Genomic DNA, 17321 nt, shown 5'->3' on the forward strand with positions numbered 1-17321 from the left:
GCCGTGACTCAGGACAGTGCAAGACCTGAATTGCGTCAACCGCACCACTTTATTCCATTCGTTATAACCTTGCGCACTGTCTATTTGGCCGGGAAAGTGGATTTTTTATAATAAAAACAATAAGTTAACTTGTATCGATACAAGTTGGCCCTGTCCTTGCTCTAGGGTTACGGGCAATAAAAAGAACACTTCAATAATCAGAATAACAATGCCGGTTTGCCCGATACTCGATGCCCCGCTTTGTGTAAGCCCACCAGACCTGCGTGTCTGCTGTCATGACGAAGGTTCAAGGTGTCCTCGCCGATGGTGGATGGACGACCAGAATTCGGATCGTCGGGCTGTTGATGACCGTCCGGCATCGTGAATAACCCGCCTGCCAGCGGCAGTCGAGGTTGTAGGGCCGAAGGAGGACGCTTTCATCCTTCGGCAATAAAAAAAGCAATGTGAAACGGAGAGTAAGATGCTTAAGAAACTGACCAGCACGACGGCTGCTGCCGCTCTGTCACTGTCCATGGTGGCTGGTGGCGTTCAGGCCGGCGACACCGTAGACGCCGTTATGGATCAAGGTTACGTCCAGTGTGGCGTTAACACCTCCCTGCCGGGCTTTGCTTCAAGTGCCAGCGGTTCCTGGGAAGGTCTGGACGTGGACGTTTGCCGCGCTGTTGCTGCTGCCATGTTCGGTGATTCCGAAGCCGTTCAATACACCCCTCTGACTGCCGCTCAGCGTTTCACCGCTCTGCAGTCTGGTGAAATCGATGTGCTGTCTCGTGTAACTACCTGGACACTGACTCGTGACACCAGCCTGGGTCTGAACTTTGCCGGTGTGAACTACTACGACGGTCAAGGCTTCCTGGTTCGTAAGGACCTGGGTGTGACCAGCGCGACTCAACTGGACGGCGCTGCTGTCTGTGTTGAGCCGGGTACCACTACCGAGCTGAACCTGGCCGACTACTTCCGTGCCAACGACATGGAATTCGAACCGGTGGTTATCGAAAACACCACTGAAGTCACCTCTGCCTTCTTCTCTGGCCGTTGTGACGTTTACACCACTGACCGTGGTGGTCTGGCTTCTGCCCGTATGGTTTCCGCTGAAAACCCGGACGACTACGTGGTACTGCCTGAAGTGATCTCCAAAGAACCGCTGGGCCCTGTTGTTCGTCACGGCGATGACGAGTGGCTGGACATCGTTAAGTGGTCTTTGGTTGCGATGATCGAAGCTGAAGAGTACGGCATCACTTCTGAAAACGTTGACGACATGCTCGACAGCACCAACCCGGGCATCCAGCGTTTCCTGGGCGTCACTCCGGGTATGGGTGAAGCTCTGGGTCTGGAAGAAGACTGGGCTTACAACATCATCAAGCAAGTCGGTAACTACGGCGAAGCTTATGACCGCAACGTCACTGAGAAGCTGGGTCTGGACCGTGGTCTGAACGCCCTGTGGACTGACGGCGGCCTGATGTACGCCTATCCGGTTCGCTAAGACAGCGAATCCGGGTCACCTCTTAGGGTGACTTTCTTTGAGCGGGCCCAGCCGGGCCCGCTTTATACGCTCAGTTAATCACGGTATTTCCAACTTTTTTGGAAACCTCGGGCACTTCATTGGAGACCTCGGGTTATGGATTCCAAACACCCAAGCGACGCCTCCCGACCCCTGATGGCTCTTCTGTACGACAAAACCGTACGCTCCATTATCTATCAGGTGCTTGTTTTTGGCGGCGTCTTCTTTCTCGGCTGGTATCTGGTCAGTAACGTCCAGACCAACCTGGATGAACAAAACATCGCGACTGGCTTTGGCTTTCTCGATCGTGAAGCCTCCTTTGGTATCAGCGAAAGCGTCATTGCTTACAGTCCGGAAAGCAATTACGGCCGCGCGTTGCTGGTCGGTATTCTCAACACCATCAAGGTGTCTCTGACCGGTATCATTCTGGCGTCCATCATTGGCACCCTGATCGGCATTGGCCTGGTTTCCAAAAACTGGCTGGTGCGCTTTATCGGCAAGACCTATATCGACGTTTTCCGTAACGTCCCCTTATTGCTGCAATTGTTTTTCTGGTATGCCCTGATTACCAACGGCTTACCCGGTGTCCGCCAGGCGTTAAATCCGTTACCGGGCACCTTCCTGACCAATCGCGGCCTTTATCTGCCCATTCCGGCTGACAATCCGGCCTGGTTCTGGGTGTTTATCGCCTTCATCGTCGGCATCATCGGTGCCTTCGTGCTGCGTAAGTGGAGTTTCAAACGACTGGAAGCGACCGGTCAGGTGTTCCCGCACCTGAGTGTCGGCCTGGGTATTGTGGTCGGCTTGCCGATCTTGACCTGGCTGCTGTTCGGCGCGCCAATTGAAATGAACGTGCCGGCATTGCAAGGCTTTAACTTCCAGGGCGGCCTAAACATGTCACCGGAATTCTTCACCTTGCTGCTCGGGCTGACGGTCTACACCGCCACCTATATTGCCGAGGTGGTGCGTTCCGGTATTCAGTCGGTCCCTAAAGGTCAAAGCGAAGCCTCAACATCCCTGGGTCTGAAACCCAGCTGGACCATGCGCTTAATTGTGCTGCCACAGGCGTTGCGCGTGATCATTCCGCCGCTCACCAACCAGTATCTGAACCTGACCAAAAACTCCTCGCTGGCCGTTGCGATTGGTTATCCAGAGCTGGTGTCGATCTCCAACACCACCATGAACCAGACCGGTCAGGCGGTGGAAGGCGTGGCGATCTTCATGACGGTTTATCTGGGCATCAGCCTGCTGATTTCCCTGTTTATGAACTGGTACAACAAGCGCATGGCGCTGGTGGAGCGTTAAGATGACAACCATGATTCCAAGTCAGGCGCGTCCGACCGGTGGCAGCACGATGCGCCGCAGCGTGAGCTGGCTCAAAACCAATCTGTTCTCATCGCCGACCAATACCGTCATCAGCCTGATCTGCATTTATATACTGTGGGAAATTCTCAGTGCTGTGGTCGGCTGGGCCATCGTTAACGCCAGCTTCAGTGCCAGCAAGGAATTCTGCGGCGATGTCAGCGGCGCCTGCTGGGCGTTTGTGCACGACAACTACCGTTTCCTGCTGTTTGGCACCTATCCGTTGGATGAGCAGTGGCGTCCGTTGATTGCCATTTTCATGTTGGTCGGCGGCATTCTTATCAGCATGAACCGTCGTTTCTGGAGCCCCTGGCTCGCAGTTGCCTGGATCGTCGGCTTCGTCGTCATGTACATCATCCTCGGCGGCGGCATTCTGGGTCTGGAACGCGTGTCCAGCACCAACTGGGGCGGTCTGACACTGACCTTGATTCTGGCCGTGGTCGGTATTGCCTTTGCCGCCCCGCTGGCGTTGATTCTGGCGCTGGGTCGTCGTTCAGAAATGCCGTTCGTCCGCGTGATCTGCGTGGTCTTTATCGAAGTTTTCCGTGGCGTGCCACTGATTTCGGTATTGTTCATGGCGTCTTTGATGTTCCCGCTGTTCCTGCCCGACGGCGTCTCCATCGACAAATTGTTGCGTGCACAGGTGGGCATCATCTTCTTCCAGGCAGCCTATCTGGCGGAAGTGTTCCGCGGTGGTATGCAGGCGATCCCGTCCGGCCAGTATGAAGCAGCCGATGCGCTGGGTCTGAGTTACTGGCAGAAAATGAGCAAGATTATCCTGCCGCAAGCGCTGCGCCTGGTGATCCCGCCAACGATGAGTACCTTCATCTCGCTGTTCAAAGACACCTCGCTGGTGACCATCATCGGTCTGTTCGATTTGCTGGCAGCCACTAAAGCGGCCATCAACGATCCGACCTGGCGACAGCAATACATTGAAGGTTATGTGTTCATCGCGCTGATTTATTTCTGCTTCTGTTTCTTTATGTCGCGTTACGCCCTCTATCTGGATCGCGAAATGCACAAAGGCATGTCTCATTAGGAGTTCGACCATGACTGAACAACGCCAATTGGCCGATCGCGAATCGGTCATCCAGGTCAACAACATGAACAAGTGGTACGGCGAATTTCACGTACTGCGCGACATTAACCTGGACGTCAAACAGGGCGAACGCATCGTAATCTGCGGCCCGTCCGGTTCCGGTAAATCGACCATGATCCGCTGCTTCAACCGGCTGGAAGAACACCAGCAGGGCGAAGTGTCGGTAAATGGCATCGAGCTGACCGACAACGTTAAAAACATCGAAGAAATCCGCAAGGATGTCGGCATGGTGTTCCAGCACTTCAATCTCTTCCCGCACCTGACGGTGATGGAGAACCTGACGCTGGCTCCCATGTTCGTGCTGAAGCGCCCTAAAGCAGAAGCCGAAGAAACCGCCATGAAATACCTTGAGCGGGTTAAGATCGCCGAACAGGCGCACAAATATCCGGGCCAGCTTTCCGGTGGTCAGCAACAGCGTGTGGCGATTGCCCGTTCGCTGTGTATGAACCCCAAGGTCATGCTGTTCGATGAGCCGACGTCAGCGCTCGACCCGGAGATGATCAAAGAAGTACTAGACGTGATGATCGAACTGGCCAAAGAAGGCATGACCATGCTGTGTGTAACACACGAAATGGGCTTCGCTAAAGAAGTGGCCGACCGCGTGATCTTTATGGACGCCGGTCAGATTATTGAACAGAACGAGCCGCACGAGTTCTTCAATAATCCGCAGAACGATCGTACCAAGCTGTTCCTCAGCCAGATTCTGGGACACTGAGCCAGTCGGGGAGGCCTCGCGCCTCCCCTTGGTTCCGCTTTACCGGGACGCCAACCTCAAGGTTCGCTATAGTTTGTCCAAGTCGTACAAACAGGCGAACGTCCATGACCGCTTTGCGTGCCTTGTTGCAGTCGATGCTGCTGTCATTGCTGGTGCTGATTCCATTCACCAGTCACGCCGAAACCGGCACTGATATCTATCTCTATACAGAGAACTACGGCCGCTATAACTATTCACTGAACGGTCGGGATTTCGAACACTGGCGCGACGACATCGGAGGCTCATCCACCGAGCTGGTCAAAGCCATCATGGCCGAGTCTGGCCTCAGTTACCGGTTGCGGCTGCGTACCTGGCGAGTCGGCTACGAACGCACCCTGGAACGCCCCAACTACGGTCTCTATTCCACGGCCCGTACCGAATCCCGAGAAACCCTGTTCAACTGGGTTGGTCCCATCGCGCAATACAGCTGGGTGTTGTTCAAGTACGCCGGTAACGATCTGGCGATCAACAGCCTCGACGACTTACGCACCCTGAGAGTCGGTGGTTATGAAGACGACGCTGCGACGTTGTTCTTGCAAGAAGCCGGTATCCGCGTATCCACCTTGCCGAACGATTCCCTCAATCCTCAGCGGTTGGCGCAGGATCAGATCGACGTCTGGATCGCCTCCGATGCCAGCGCTTATCAGCTGGCGCAGAACGCAGGCTACCCGGACATTGAACCCGCCTTCGTCATTCGCACCGTCGATATGTACCTGGCGATGAACCCGGAGACCGACACCGACAAACTGCAACGCTTGCACGACGCTTACGACACCGTCATGGCCGAACGCGGCGCCAATGCCATTGCGCCCACCGTCAACGCGGCAGACTAGGGCGCTGGGTTCAACGTCAGAGCATCATCAAGACGCCACGCGTGATGTAAACCACACCAACGGCATTCAACACCCAGCGGGTATAGCGCCGAAACTGTTGATCATCGAGCCGATGCAACACTTCAGCCCCCAGACGCGTGCCCAAAAACGCGGCTGGAATCACCGCCACATAAACCCAAAAGGGAATCCCCAGCGATTGCGGCTGACTGAACACCAGCGAGCCATAAAACGTCAGTTTCATCAGGTGGCCACTGGTCTGAGTGATCGCCTTGGTGGCAACCACCTGATAGCGGTTCAGTCGGGCATGAATAAAAAACAAATCGAGAATGCTGCCCGCCACGCCAACAAACAATTGCCCCGCGGTCACCAAGGCACCACAGACCACCGACTGCACTGGCCGGGTGACATCCAACTGCCAGGATTTGGGCAACACATTACCCAGCAACGCCATCAACCCCAGTCCGATGAAAAACCACGACTTGGGCACTTCAAACCAGAGAAAGAAAAACAAACCCAGCACCGCCAGACCGCCAAGCACGTACCAGCGTAAAACACCCCAGTGAATATGACGCCGATGCAGCCAGGCACGACTGCCGTTGGCGGCTATCTGCGTTAATGCATGCAACACCATGGCGCTGGCCAGAGGCAGCAACAGCACCAAAACCCCCATCAGAATGATGCCGCCACCCATGCCTAAAATACCGGATAAAAAACTGGTCGCCGCCATCACCGCGACAATGCCAAACCACATACCCTCACCCTCTGTTTTATGATTGGCGCCATCCCACCTGGCCAGAGCCGATGGCGAAGCCTCAGTATCGACTGGGCAGACTCCTGAAAATAGCGAATAATTAGCGACAATTACTTTCCATTTAGGAATGTCATGTTCAGTCAGTTGGAAGCCCTGCTGGCGCTGGTTCAACAGGGCACCATGAGTGCAGCGGCCTTGTCGCTGCGCATCAGCCAGTCGGCAGTCAGCAAACGCATCGGCCAGTTGGAACAGCAATTGGGAAAGGTGCTGGTGCGTCGTCAGGGTCGTCGCGCCGTCCTGACCGCCGACGGCGAAGCGCTGGTCGCCGAAGTGGCACCGCTGATGGCCGACCTGAAAACCGCACTCAGTCAACGCCAATCGGCGGCGCGCGAACAAATTGCCATCGCCGTGTCCGAAGCCATCCTCAGTTCCTGGGGCGCGCCCTTATTGGTGCAACTGCGTGACGCCATGCCAAACGCCGATTTGATCGTGCACACCCACCGTTCACCGACGATTGTCGACCGGGTTCTGGCCGGTACCTATCCGTTTGGCCTCTGCGCGGGTGAATTGCCCAACCACACTGGCCTGATGGTGGAAAAGCTCATCGATGAACCACTGATGCTGGTCGCCAGAGATGGCGATCGGGCCGCGCTGGAAGCAGAGCGCGCCTGCCAAAAAACGCTGCCGGTCATCTGTATTGAAGAGAAGTCACACACCTGGCGTGGCATTGAAGAGCGCGCCCGAAGCTTGGGTCTGGAACCGAAATGGCCGGTGGAGTCTTCGCTGGCGGCAACCCGACTGGCGCTGTCTGGCTGGGGTCATGCGTTGGCACCGCGCGGTATTGCCCGGTTGTTGGCAGACAACAGCGCCTGTATTGATCTGGGTAACGCCGGGCTCAGCCGCCCGGCCTATTTGATTTGCCGAAAGCAGGTGTATCACCAGACTAACGGCCAGCAATTGCGCCAGGCGCTGGCGCGATTGATGCCGACCTTAGGTGCGTAAAATACCCACCACCAAACGACCGGCGAGCGCGATCAAAATAACGCCAAACACCCGTTCCAGCCACAGACTGCTGCGGCGTAATGCGGCCATCCAACGTGGATTGGAAAACAGCCAGACCACCAGCAGATACCAAGTACCATCGATGATCATGGCCGTTGCCGCGTAGGTCAGCTTGGCGATAAAGCCGGTTTCCAACCCAACCACCTGTGAAAACAAGGCCAGAAAGAAGACGGCAATTTTGGGGTTTAAAAACACCACCAGAAAGCCATCACGCGCAGAACTGGCCTGGCTCGGCCCGGCTTGAAAGTCGCTGTCCGCTGGCGGCTGAGCACGCAACCCCTGAATGCCCAGCCAGACCAGATAAGCGGCGCCACCCCACTGCAGCACGGCGAAAGCCAGCGGCGAAGCAGTAATGACAGCGGCCAGACCGAGAATACTCAACAGCGCATAGAAGCCGACGCCCAGACCATGCAACAAAGCCACGGTCACGCCGTTGCGACGGCCACCGGTCAGCGTATGACGCAACACCACCGCCAGAGACGGCCCGGGCGACATCGCGCCGAGCATGCAAATACCAACCACTGCCAACCAGGTTGCCCAACTCATTTTGGTGTCTCCATAAAGTGTGCCGCCTTAAAGAAGGGCGACTCTACCCCAGGGCTGTGAGCGCTGTCATCCGACTGTCGCAGAAGCGTCATCTTTCCCCGCTAGGCTCACGGGCCACCTTCCAAGCCAATGTTGAGGACTCCGATGCCTGCACTGTCGCACCGTCTTGCCAGTACGCTGATCGCCGCCGCTCTGACCGGCACCGTCTGCGCCGAATCAACCTTGTCGATCGAGGTCCTCGGTCGCCACACCAGTGGCATTCTGGGCGAAAGCGCCGCCGAGATCGTGTCCTATCATCCGGCTTCCGGTTACGCCTATATGACCAACGGCGCCACCGGCCAGATCACCGCCATCAATCTGAACCAGTTACCGACCAGCGCCGCAGCCGATCCGCTGCGACTGAGCAACCTGCGCGCCCGCGCTGGTGATCTGCCAACCTCCGTGCGTGTTGCCACACCGGGCGGCGGCATTCGTCGCATCGACATCGGCGGCGCCAACAGCCTGGCGGTGAAAAACGACCTGCTGGCCATCGCCGTTGAACACGACGACAAAACCGAAGCCGGCGCCATCCTGTTTTACCGACTCAACGACAACGGCGACACCCGCTTCGTCAAAGGCGTACTCGCAGGCGCCTTGCCGGACATGGTGACCTTCTCGCCCGACGGTCGCTTGGCGCTGGTCGCCAACGAAGGCGAACCGCGCAGCGATTATCTACGCGACCCCGAAGGCAGCATCACCGTCATTGCCATCGACAACGGCATGCCGGCTGATCTCGGCATCCAACTCGATTTCAACGCCTTCGATCACAACCTTCCAGCCGACGTGCTGATCGGCAACAACCCTCGCCCGCAAGTGATCCGTGCATCGCAGGACATCGAGCCGGAATACATCAGCGTCAGTGCAGACAGCCGCACCGCCTTTGTTTCGCTGCAGGAAAACAACGCCGTGGCACGCATCAGCCTCGATGGCTCGCCGCGCATTACCGCCTTGCTACCGCTCGGCTTTAAAGATCACGGCCGCCCGGAAAATGCGCTCGATGCCGACAAGGATGACGCAGCAGCCGTTTTGCGCAGCTACGCGAATCTGTGGGGCACCTACCATCCGGACACCATCGCCAGCTACAGCGTCGCCGGTCAGGACTACTTCGTTACCGCCAACGAAGGCGATGCGCGTGAATACATCACCGATGTCGATAGCGAAGCCGATTGCAGCGGCACCTTACCCAATGCCCAGTACGACTTTGATGCGGATGACGGCTGCCTGGTGTACACCGATGAAAGCGAAATCGGCGATGCCAACCTCGATCCATCCATCGCCCATCTAAACGCCATTGCCGATCTGAAAATCCAGGCCGGTCGCGGTGACACCGATGGCGACGGCGACCTGGATAACGTCTACGCCTTTGGTGCGCGCTCTTTCTCCATCTTCAGCGCCGACGGTGAATTGGTTTACGACTCCGCCGACCTGCTCGAAAGCGTCACCGCCGAAGCCTTCCCGGAATTTTTCAACACCACTGACGACGCTCTGGAAATCGACGATCGCAGCGACAACAAAGGCCCGGAACCGGAAGCTCTGGCGCTGGGACAGGTAGGCGAACGCATGCTGGCTTTCGTTGGTCTGGAACGGATGGGCGGCTTTGTCGTGGCCGATATCACCGACCCGCGTAACGTCGACTACCTGCAGTACATCAACAACCGCAACTTCAACGCGGCGCAGGCCACCGAAGACGGCGATGTCACCGACGCCACCCTGGCCGATGCCGGCGATCTGGCGCCGGAAGGCATGGCTTTTATCCCGGCCGACATCAGCCCCACTGGTGACGCCCTGCTGGTCGTCGCTAACGAAGTCAGCGGCAGCACGACGGTCTATCGCATCCGCGATTAAGCACCGCTGAGTTCTCCCCAAACCCGGCCCAGCGCCGGGTTTTTTACGTTCTGTGCAGTGTTAGAACAGCGAACCCAGGTTGACTCCTTCCGGCTTTTATTGAGAATGCTTATCAAACTAAAAATGAAACTCTGTTGGAGACAGCACGATGCGAGCACAGACCAAAGCCATCTGGATGGCCCTTCCACTTACTGGCGCCCTGGCCGTAAGTTCCGTTCAGGCGGAAGAAGTAAACATTTACTCCTACCGTCAGCCCTTTCTGATCGAGCCTCTGCTCGAAGCTTTCACCGCCGAAACCGGCATCGAAGCCAATGTCGTCTACGGCGATGGTCTGGTCGAGCGGATGGAAACTGAAGGTCGCAACAGCCCGGCGGATGTGTTGATCACGCCCAACACCACCATCCTGATGAGTGCCTATAACAAAGGTCTGACTCAGGCCGTCGACAGCGATGTGCTGACCGACAACATCCCGGCCCAGTACCGCGCCGACGATAATCACTGGTTCGGCCTGACCACCCGTGCGCGCATCATCTATGCCTCCAAAGAGCGGGTTGAACCCGGCGAAATCACCACTTACGAACAATTGGCAGACCCCGAATGGGAAGGCCGTTTGTGTACCCGCAGCGGCAAGCACAGCTACAACCTGTCGCTGTTCGCCTCGATGATTGCCCACCACGGCGAAGACTACACCCGCGAATGGCTGGAAGGCGTCAAAGACAATCTGGCGCGTCGTCCGCAGGGAAACGACCGCGCTCAGGTTAAAGCCATCTACGAAGGTGTCTGCGATATTTCGCTGGGTAACTCCTATTACTTCGGCGCCATGCTGACCAACCAGGAAGCACCGGAACAGCAGGACTGGGCGCAGTCGGTTAACCTGATTTTCCCCAACCAGGATGATCGCGGCGCGCATATGTTTATCTCCGGTATCGCGCTGTCAGAACACGCGCCGAACCGCGACAACGCCGTCGCGCTGATGGAGTTTATGGTCAGCCCGGAAGCTCAGTTCCTCTACGCCCAGGACAACTTCGAATTCCCGGTGCGTCCAGGCATCGAGCGTTCCGAACTGATCAACGAATACATGGGTGAGTTCAAAGAAGATCCGCTCAGCCTGACCACCATTACCGATCACGTCGACGAAGCCTCGCGCCTGGTCGATGAAGTGGCTTACGACTTCTAATGCTGTGACCGGCTCCCAACCCTCGCTGACGGCTGCGGCCGTCAACGCCATTCCCCGCAACAACGCAGCGCTGGGTCAGAATCGTTTGGCCCGGCGCTGGCGTTTTGCGGTCGTCATTACTGCTGCCCTGGTGTTACTGCCGGTCGCCTCGGTGTTCTATCTGGCGCTGTTTCCCAGCCATAACATCTGGGCGCATCTGGTCGACACGGTGCTGTTTTATTACCTCGATGCCACCGTGCGTCTGCTCGCGGGTGTCGGTCTGGTGGCGCTGCTGATCGGCGTCAGTACCGCCTGGCTGGTCAGCACCTGCGACTTCCCCGGGCGCCGTTTTTTTGAATGGTCGCTGCTGTTGCCATTCGCCGTGCCGGCCTATGTGATCGCCTTCGTCTACACCGACCTGCTCGAATACGCCGGCCCGGTTCAGGCGACGCTGCGCGACTGGTTCGGCTGGCGCACCATGCGCGATTACTGGTTCCCGGAAATCCGCTCCATGGGCGGCGCCATCACCATGCTGGCGCTGGTGCTTTATCCCTATGTGTACATGCTGGCACGCGCGGCTTTTATTGATCAGTCGCACGCCATTCAAGCTGCCAGTCGCTCGCTCGGTTGCACGCCCTGGCAGAGCTTTCGGCGCGTATCAATGCCCATGGCAAGACCCGCCATCGCTGTCGGTGTGTCGCTGGTATTGATGGAAACGCTGAACGATTTCGGCACCGTTGATTACTTTGCAGTGCGTACCCTGAGCATTGGTATTTACGACACCTGGCTGAGCCAGTCGAACCTCGGCGGTGCCGCGCAGATTGCCAGTTTGATGCTCGGTTTTGTGGTGCTGTTGATCGCCTTGGAACGCTTTGCCCGCCGTCGACAAAAACATTTTTCTCAGGTGGGTCGGCCCGGTGCCAGCGGTCTCTACCAATTGCGTGGCTGGCGTGCCGCGCTGGCGCTGAGTGTCTGCGCTTTTCCGTTAATCGCCGGTTTTATCATCCCGGCCCTTCGTCTGAGCTATTTTGCGCTGCGCGGTTTCGGCGCTTACTGGACCGCAGATTTTATTCAGCTGTCGTTGAACTCCTTACTGCTGTCAGCCAGCGCCGCCGGGGTAACCGTCGCACTGGGCTTGTTGCTGGCCTATGGCAAACGACTGTTCCCCAGTCGCGGTTTGAACGCCAGTGTTGGCCTCGCCAAACTCGGATATGCCATGCCCGGTACCGTGCTCGCCATTGGCGTAATGATTCCACTGGCGGCGTTCGATAACGGCCTCGATGCGCTGCTGCGCAACACCTTAGGCATTTCGACCGGTTTGATTCTCAGCGGTACGATTTTCGCGCTGATCTTTGCCTATTCGGTGCGTTTTCTGGCGGTCGCCGCGGGCGCCGTGGAATCGAGTCTGGCCAAGGTCACACCCGCCATGGATCGCGCCTCACGTTCTCTCGGCCACAACAGTGTGCAAACGCTGTGGCGTGTGCACCTGCCGCTGATCCGGCCCGGCTTACTAACCGCAGCACTGGTGGTCTTTGTCGACTGCATGAAGGAGCTGCCGGCGACCTTGATTCTGCGACCGTTCAATTTCGATACGCTGGCCACGCACGTCTATCAGTTCGCGTCCGACGAAAAACTCGAAGCCTCCGCCCTGGGCGCGCTGCTGATCGTGCTGGTGGGATTAGGGCCGGTGATTTTACTCAGTCGCTCGATACGTGGCAGCCGTTGAGTCAGGCACTGACAACCGGCTCTGCCGTCACCGAGCGGGCAAAGGCCACCAACTGACTGGGCGCAAACCGCACCTGTACCGACTCGCCGACAACACTGGCACGCGACGGCAGCAACGCCTGGATTTCCGTGCCATCGGCCAATGCCAGGTGCAAACGGATTTGGGTACCCAGGAACGATCGGCTGAGCAGGCGTGCTGGCACGCCTTCAGTTATCACCAGTTCCACTTCATCGGGACGCACATAAACGTCCAGCTCGGTACCGATCGGCCAGTCGGCCGTGGTCATGACCTCACCCAGCGCGGTCTCCACCCGGCCATGCGCCACCACCGTGGCAGCTATAAAATCGCCATCGCCCACAAAGCGAGCCACCGCAGGCGTCGCCGGTTGGTGATAAACGACATCCGGGGAGTCCCATTGTTGCAAGCTGCCTTGGTTGAGCACGCCGAGTTTGTCACTGACCACGAAAGCTTCTTCACGATCGTGCGTCACCACAATGGCGGTGGTGCCGGCAATCTTAAGAATTTCACGCACCTCGGTTGACAGCGTGCGGCGCAATTCGGTGTCGAGGTTGGAAAAGGGTTCGTCCATCAACAGCAAGGCTGGCTGCGGCGCCAGGGCACGTGCCAGCGCCACCCGCTGTTGCTGCCCGCCGGACAACTCATGCGGATAACGCTCGCCAAAGCCATCGAGTTTCACCAGCGACAGCGTATCCGCCACGCGCCGGGCGCGTTCGGCATTGCTCAGTGAGCGCAAACCAAAACCCACATTGGCTGCCACACTCAAATGCGGAAACAAGGCATATTCCTGAAACACCATGCCGATACCGCGTTGTTCGGGTGGCACGGAATCATCGGCGGTGGCGATGCAGCGACCGTCCAGTTCAATCTGGCCGCCACTGGGTTGAACAAAGCCAGCGATGGCGTGCAGTAAGGTGGTTTTGCCACAACCACTGGGACCGAGCAGCGCACAGATTTCGCCGCGCTCCACCGTCAGCGATAAATCATCCACCACCGGCTTGTCGCCATAACGGCACTGCACCTGATCCAAACGCAACAACATGGCATTTTCCGTAACCGCGTGAGCGACGCAGTGTAAAACAAAGCCGCCGCCTCAACCATGAACAGGGGACGACAAACCCCAGACAGGGCGCTAAGCTGTGCGCCCTTCGCCCACTGTGATTTGTAGGAGTTCCAGCCATGGCCGACCACTATCGCGCTCATCTCGATACCCTGATGCACCGTTACCAGGCCAGCCTGGAGCGCTGTGGATTCGATGCAGTCATCATCAGCGCCGGTGTGGCGGAAAAGGTGCGCGATGACGACCATGCCTATCCGTATCACCCCAACGCCTTTGCCCAGCAATGGCTGCCCGAAGCCATCACACCCGGCACCTGTCTGCTGATCCGCCCAGGTGAAACACCGCAACTGTATTGGCCCGCCCAAGCCGATTTCTGGCACCTGTCGCCCAGCGCGCCCAGCGGTGACTGGACGGCGCATTGGCAATTGCATGGCGCAGCCGACCTTAACGATTGGTTACCGACGGTTTCTGGTCGCCTCGCCTGGATCGGACCGGCGCATCCGAGCCTGAAAAACACAACCAAAGACGTTGAGTTTAATCCGACGAATCTGCACGCAGATCTGGCATACGACCGCGCTTACAAGACCGAATTCGAAGTCGAGCAGCTTTGGCAAGCCAGCCGCAAAGCCGTTCCCGGTCACCGCGCCGCAGCCGATGCGTTCAATGCGGCCGCCAGCGAAGCAGACATCTACGCGGCCTTTCTCGCCGCCAGTGGGCAACTGGAAAGTCTCGAGCCTTACCCCGGCATCATCGCGCTCAATGAGAACGCCGCAACGCTGCACTACGAGCGTCGCTTGTTCGATAAACCACAACAGCATCGCAGCCTGCTGATCGACGCCGGTGCTCAGGTCGGTGGTTATGCCAGTGATATTACTCGCACCTGCGGCCAAGGTTCGGCCAGCTTCGACGCCTTGCTCGCGGCTATGGAAACCTTTGAATTGGATTTGTGTGCCGCAGTACGCCCGGGGTTACCCATGGCCGACTTGCATCAACAAGCCGTCAAAGGCGTCGCCGGAATTCTGAAGGAATTGGACCTGTGTCGTCTGGGCGTGGAAGAACAACTTGAGAAACGCATTCCTCAGGCGTTCTTCCCACACGGCCTGGGGCATTTACTGGGCTTGCAGGTGCACGACATAGGCGGCCACCAGCAAGACCGTGCCGGCACGTTAGCGCCGAATCAGCACGCACCTTTTTTACGTCTGACGCGCACGCTCGAAGCAGGCATGGTGCTGACCATCGAACCGGGCTTATACATGATTCCAATGCTGCTAGATCAGTTGCGTGCCCGCGGCGATGTGGGATTAAACGAAGCAGCCATTGCCGAACTGAGGCCTTGGGGCGGTGTGCGCATTGAAGACAACGTGCTGGTGACCGCCAAAGGCTCCCGCAATCTGACGCGCGAAGCCTTTGACGAATTGGCTTAAATCCAGCCGCTGAACTGGAAGCCGATGCCCAGCGTTTGGGAACGTTTTTTGTGGTCGATCAGACTTTCACCATAGCCATCGAAGTAATGCACCCGGCCACGAATGTGGTCGGAAATGGGAAAGGTCCAGCCCGCTTCAATAGCGCCGCGGTTAACGTCCAGCTCGAGGTTATTGCGACCGGTTAGCCAGATGGTGTTGTACTCGCCAACCCAGGTGAGTGTGGTGTCGAAGTGACCCAGATACTCGAGAATTTCTGGGTTGTCATCGGCCAGAGGATCATCCTCAAAGCGTGGCTCTGGTGCCGGTATGCGATACCAGGGGCGAAAGTCGAAATGCAGTCGGTCACGCTCCCATTGAGTTTGCAAAATCACTCGATTCCAACTGCGCGACTCATCGCCACTGCGGCCATTAGATTCGTGATTTAAGCCCACCGAATTGGACACGTTGGTAAAGCCGAGAAACTCGAAATCGTTGGCAAACGTCAGTATTAATTCCGGTTCGTGGTTGGTTTCACGAAAAGGTGACGACAACTCAAAGTTATAGGCCTGCCAGAACGACTTGCCGGTATAGGCAAACGCCAAATCACCATGATCACCAATCAATCCATCGACCACGATCACTTTCAGACTCAGCTGGAACTGAATTTCGACCGGCTGATAATCACCTTCACCGGGCACCAAGTTGGAGCTGTCACGGAACTTGGAATAATTAAACGGCATTAAATAGTTAGGCCGGTGTGGCAACAGACTGAACGGATTGTTCAACACCAGCCGCTCCATTTCACGGCGCTGCTGCAACGGCGTGTCACTGGTCTGCGCAGGCTGACCCTGCTCACGCGCTTCGCGCGCGCAGAAATTACGCACATTACCCGCGCTGAGTGAACTAGACGCACTTTGTGTCAGCCGAATCAGGCACTGCTCAAAAATCGTCAGCTCTCCCTGTTCTGACTGCTCTGACGTTGTTTCTGATTCGGACTCTTGTGGGTCCGGTGTGTTTTCGGCCGCGACCGGCATCACACATACCAACAGGCCGATTGTCAGCCCGCAAAATCCCATTACGGCCGGACGAACGCCGAAATTCAACATGAACGATTTGCCTCGAGAAAAGTACTGGAGTAGAAACAAGACCACACCCTAACAAAGACGGACCGCGCTGTTTCAAACAAGCGCACAATTTCTGACCAAAAAGACAAGATATTGCCGTGATCGGTGTCGATCTTACTTTACAGCAACAATATCACGCCCAATAACATGACCAGCGCCCAACTCAGCCGATGCCGAAGATACCCTTCATCGAGCAGCAACGAGCCGAGCAAAACGCTGAATAACACACTGATTTCCCGTGTGGGTGCCACATAAACCAGCGGCGTAAAGGTCATGGCCGTCAGCACCAGAATGTAAGCCAACGGACTGAACACCGCTATAGCAATGACTTTCCAGCGATGCGCCTGCCAAACGTCACACACCGATGACCAGCGCCGCACCGCCACCGGCGTTAGAATAACCGTGCGCACAATGTTGGAGCCGTAATCGAGCAGTAATGGCGGAATCAATAAGGTGGCTACCGCATGCGCATCCCACAGCGTATAGGTGCCGATTAACAATCCAATCAGCAAGCCAAACCCCATCGAGTGGAACGTCGGTCGCGATGCGTTGCCCGGTTTGCGGCTTAAATTCATCACACCGAACAGAATTAAGCCGATGCCCGCTGCCATCATTAAGCTCATGTGCTCGCCGAGTAGCAGCACCGCCATGGCCGTAGAAATTAAAGGCCCCGTCGCTCGGGCGGTCGGGTAGACCACCGACAAATCACCCACCCGATATCCCTGTTGCAGCAGCAGGAAATACCCCACATGAATTACCGCGCTGCCGACAATAAAACCAACTTCCAGCCAGCCCCAACCGCGCCAGTCCCAAGCAAAGTAAACCGCCAATGGAGAGTAAATAATGACGGTTAACAGCGAGAACAGCCACGTTAAACCGGCATCACCATTGATGCGTTTAAGCAGAAAATTCCAGGTGGCGTGACAGAGAGCGGCAGCAAAAACGAGCAAAAAACCAGCGAGGGACATAACAACTCCACAGCAATAAAAGTCAGGCGTGCGCGTGCACTCCTAACCATCCCCTCGAGTCTTTTAATCCATCAGGT

15 protein-coding genes are annotated in these 17321 nt (G+C 57.0%); 10 read left to right on the forward strand and 5 right to left on the reverse strand.

All coding sequences use genetic code 11. The features are described from left to right. The first annotated feature begins 460 nt into the window (after positions 1 to 460). The 5 genes from BGP77_RS04160 to BGP77_RS04180 all read left to right on the forward strand — a co-directional run bounded on the left by BGP77_RS04160 (position 461) and on the right by BGP77_RS04180 (position 5546). The gene (locus BGP77_RS04160) at positions 461 to 1480 is read left to right on the forward strand and encodes an amino acid ABC transporter substrate-binding protein (RefSeq protein WP_108163469.1); all 1020 of its coding nucleotides are present in this window, start codon (positions 461 to 463) and stop codon (positions 1478 to 1480) included. 174 nt (positions 1481 to 1654) lie between these two features. Continuing rightward, positions 1655 to 2803: an amino acid ABC transporter permease gene (locus BGP77_RS04165; protein WP_233252295.1), complete on the forward strand. Its 1149-nt coding sequence runs from the start codon at positions 1655 to 1657 to the stop codon at positions 2801 to 2803. A 1-nt stretch (position 2804) separates the two neighbouring features. Next, positions 2805 to 3899: an amino acid ABC transporter permease gene (locus BGP77_RS04170; protein ID WP_108163471.1), complete on the forward strand. Its 1095-nt coding sequence runs from the start codon at positions 2805 to 2807 to the stop codon at positions 3897 to 3899. A 10-nt stretch (positions 3900 to 3909) separates the two neighbouring features. Then, positions 3910 to 4674: an amino acid ABC transporter ATP-binding protein gene (locus tag BGP77_RS04175; protein WP_108163472.1), complete on the forward strand. Its 765-nt coding sequence runs from the start codon at positions 3910 to 3912 to the stop codon at positions 4672 to 4674. Positions 4675 to 4778: 104 nt separating this feature from the next. Next, complete coding sequence (locus BGP77_RS04180; RefSeq protein ID WP_108163473.1) at positions 4779 to 5546, forward strand: ABC transporter substrate-binding protein; 768 nt, start codon at positions 4779 to 4781, stop codon at positions 5544 to 5546. Positions 5547 to 5562: 16 nt separating this feature from the next. Here the strand turns inward: BGP77_RS04180 and BGP77_RS04185 are convergent, their stop codons facing one another. Beyond that, entirely contained in the window at positions 5563 to 6297 is a 735-nt protein-coding gene (locus BGP77_RS04185; RefSeq protein WP_108163474.1) for a sulfite exporter TauE/SafE family protein, read from the reverse strand. A 132-nt stretch (positions 6298 to 6429) separates the two neighbouring features. On the opposite strand from BGP77_RS04185, the gene BGP77_RS04190 reads away from it, so the two are divergent. Then, on the forward strand, positions 6430 to 7299 hold the full coding sequence (locus tag BGP77_RS04190) for a LysR family transcriptional regulator (RefSeq protein ID WP_108163475.1): 870 nt from the start codon (positions 6430 to 6432) through the stop codon (positions 7297 to 7299). Here BGP77_RS04190 and BGP77_RS04195 read toward each other — a convergent pair. Beyond that, entirely contained in the window at positions 7288 to 7905 is a 618-nt protein-coding gene (locus tag BGP77_RS04195; protein WP_108163476.1) for a LysE family translocator, read from the reverse strand. The two genes, BGP77_RS04190 and BGP77_RS04195, sit on opposite strands and share 12 nt — an antisense overlap. A 144-nt stretch (positions 7906 to 8049) precedes the next feature. Between BGP77_RS04195 and BGP77_RS04200 the strand changes: the two genes are divergently transcribed. The 3 genes from BGP77_RS04200 to BGP77_RS04210 all read left to right on the forward strand — a co-directional run bounded on the left by BGP77_RS04200 (position 8050) and on the right by BGP77_RS04210 (position 12671). Next, the gene (locus tag BGP77_RS04200; RefSeq protein WP_108163477.1) at positions 8050 to 9789 is read left to right on the forward strand and encodes a choice-of-anchor I family protein; all 1740 of its coding nucleotides are present in this window, start codon (positions 8050 to 8052) and stop codon (positions 9787 to 9789) included. Positions 9790 to 9937: 148 nt separating this feature from the next. Next, positions 9938 to 10966, forward strand: coding sequence for a Fe(3+) ABC transporter substrate-binding protein (locus BGP77_RS04205; protein ID WP_108163478.1), 1029 nt, complete (start codon positions 9938 to 9940; stop codon positions 10964 to 10966). 4 nt (positions 10967 to 10970) lie between these two features. After that, positions 10971 to 12671, forward strand: a complete 1701-nt coding sequence (locus tag BGP77_RS04210) for an iron ABC transporter permease (protein WP_233252296.1) — start codon at positions 10971 to 10973, stop codon at positions 12669 to 12671. 1 nt (position 12672) lies between these two features. On the opposite strand, the gene BGP77_RS04215 is transcribed toward BGP77_RS04210, so the two are convergent. Further along, positions 12673 to 13731 carry an ABC transporter ATP-binding protein gene (locus BGP77_RS04215; protein ID WP_108163480.1) on the reverse strand — a complete coding sequence of 353 codons (1059 nt, stop codon included), beginning with the start codon at positions 13729 to 13731 and terminating at the stop codon, positions 12673 to 12675. A 137-nt stretch (positions 13732 to 13868) separates the two neighbouring features. Between BGP77_RS04215 and pepQ the strand changes: the two genes are divergently transcribed. Continuing rightward, on the forward strand, positions 13869 to 15173 hold the full coding sequence (gene pepQ / locus BGP77_RS04220; protein ID WP_108163481.1) for a Xaa-Pro dipeptidase: 1305 nt from the start codon (positions 13869 to 13871) through the stop codon (positions 15171 to 15173). Here pepQ and BGP77_RS04225 read toward each other — a convergent pair. After that, positions 15170 to 16186 (reverse strand): phospholipase A, encoded by a 1017-nt coding sequence (locus tag BGP77_RS04225; protein ID WP_158269266.1) that lies wholly within the window; start codon positions 16184 to 16186, stop codon positions 15170 to 15172. The two genes, pepQ and BGP77_RS04225, sit on opposite strands and share 4 nt — an antisense overlap. A gap of 209 nt (positions 16187 to 16395) precedes the next feature. Then, entirely contained in the window at positions 16396 to 17244 is an 849-nt protein-coding gene (locus BGP77_RS04230; protein ID WP_108163483.1) for a DMT family transporter, read from the reverse strand. Between the last annotated feature and the right edge of the window lie 77 nt (positions 17245 to 17321).

Origin of the sequence: Saccharospirillum sp. MSK14-1 (genome assembly GCF_003054965.1) — a bacterium.
In the GTDB taxonomy this organism is placed as follows: domain Bacteria; phylum Pseudomonadota; class Gammaproteobacteria; order Pseudomonadales; family Natronospirillaceae; genus Saccharospirillum.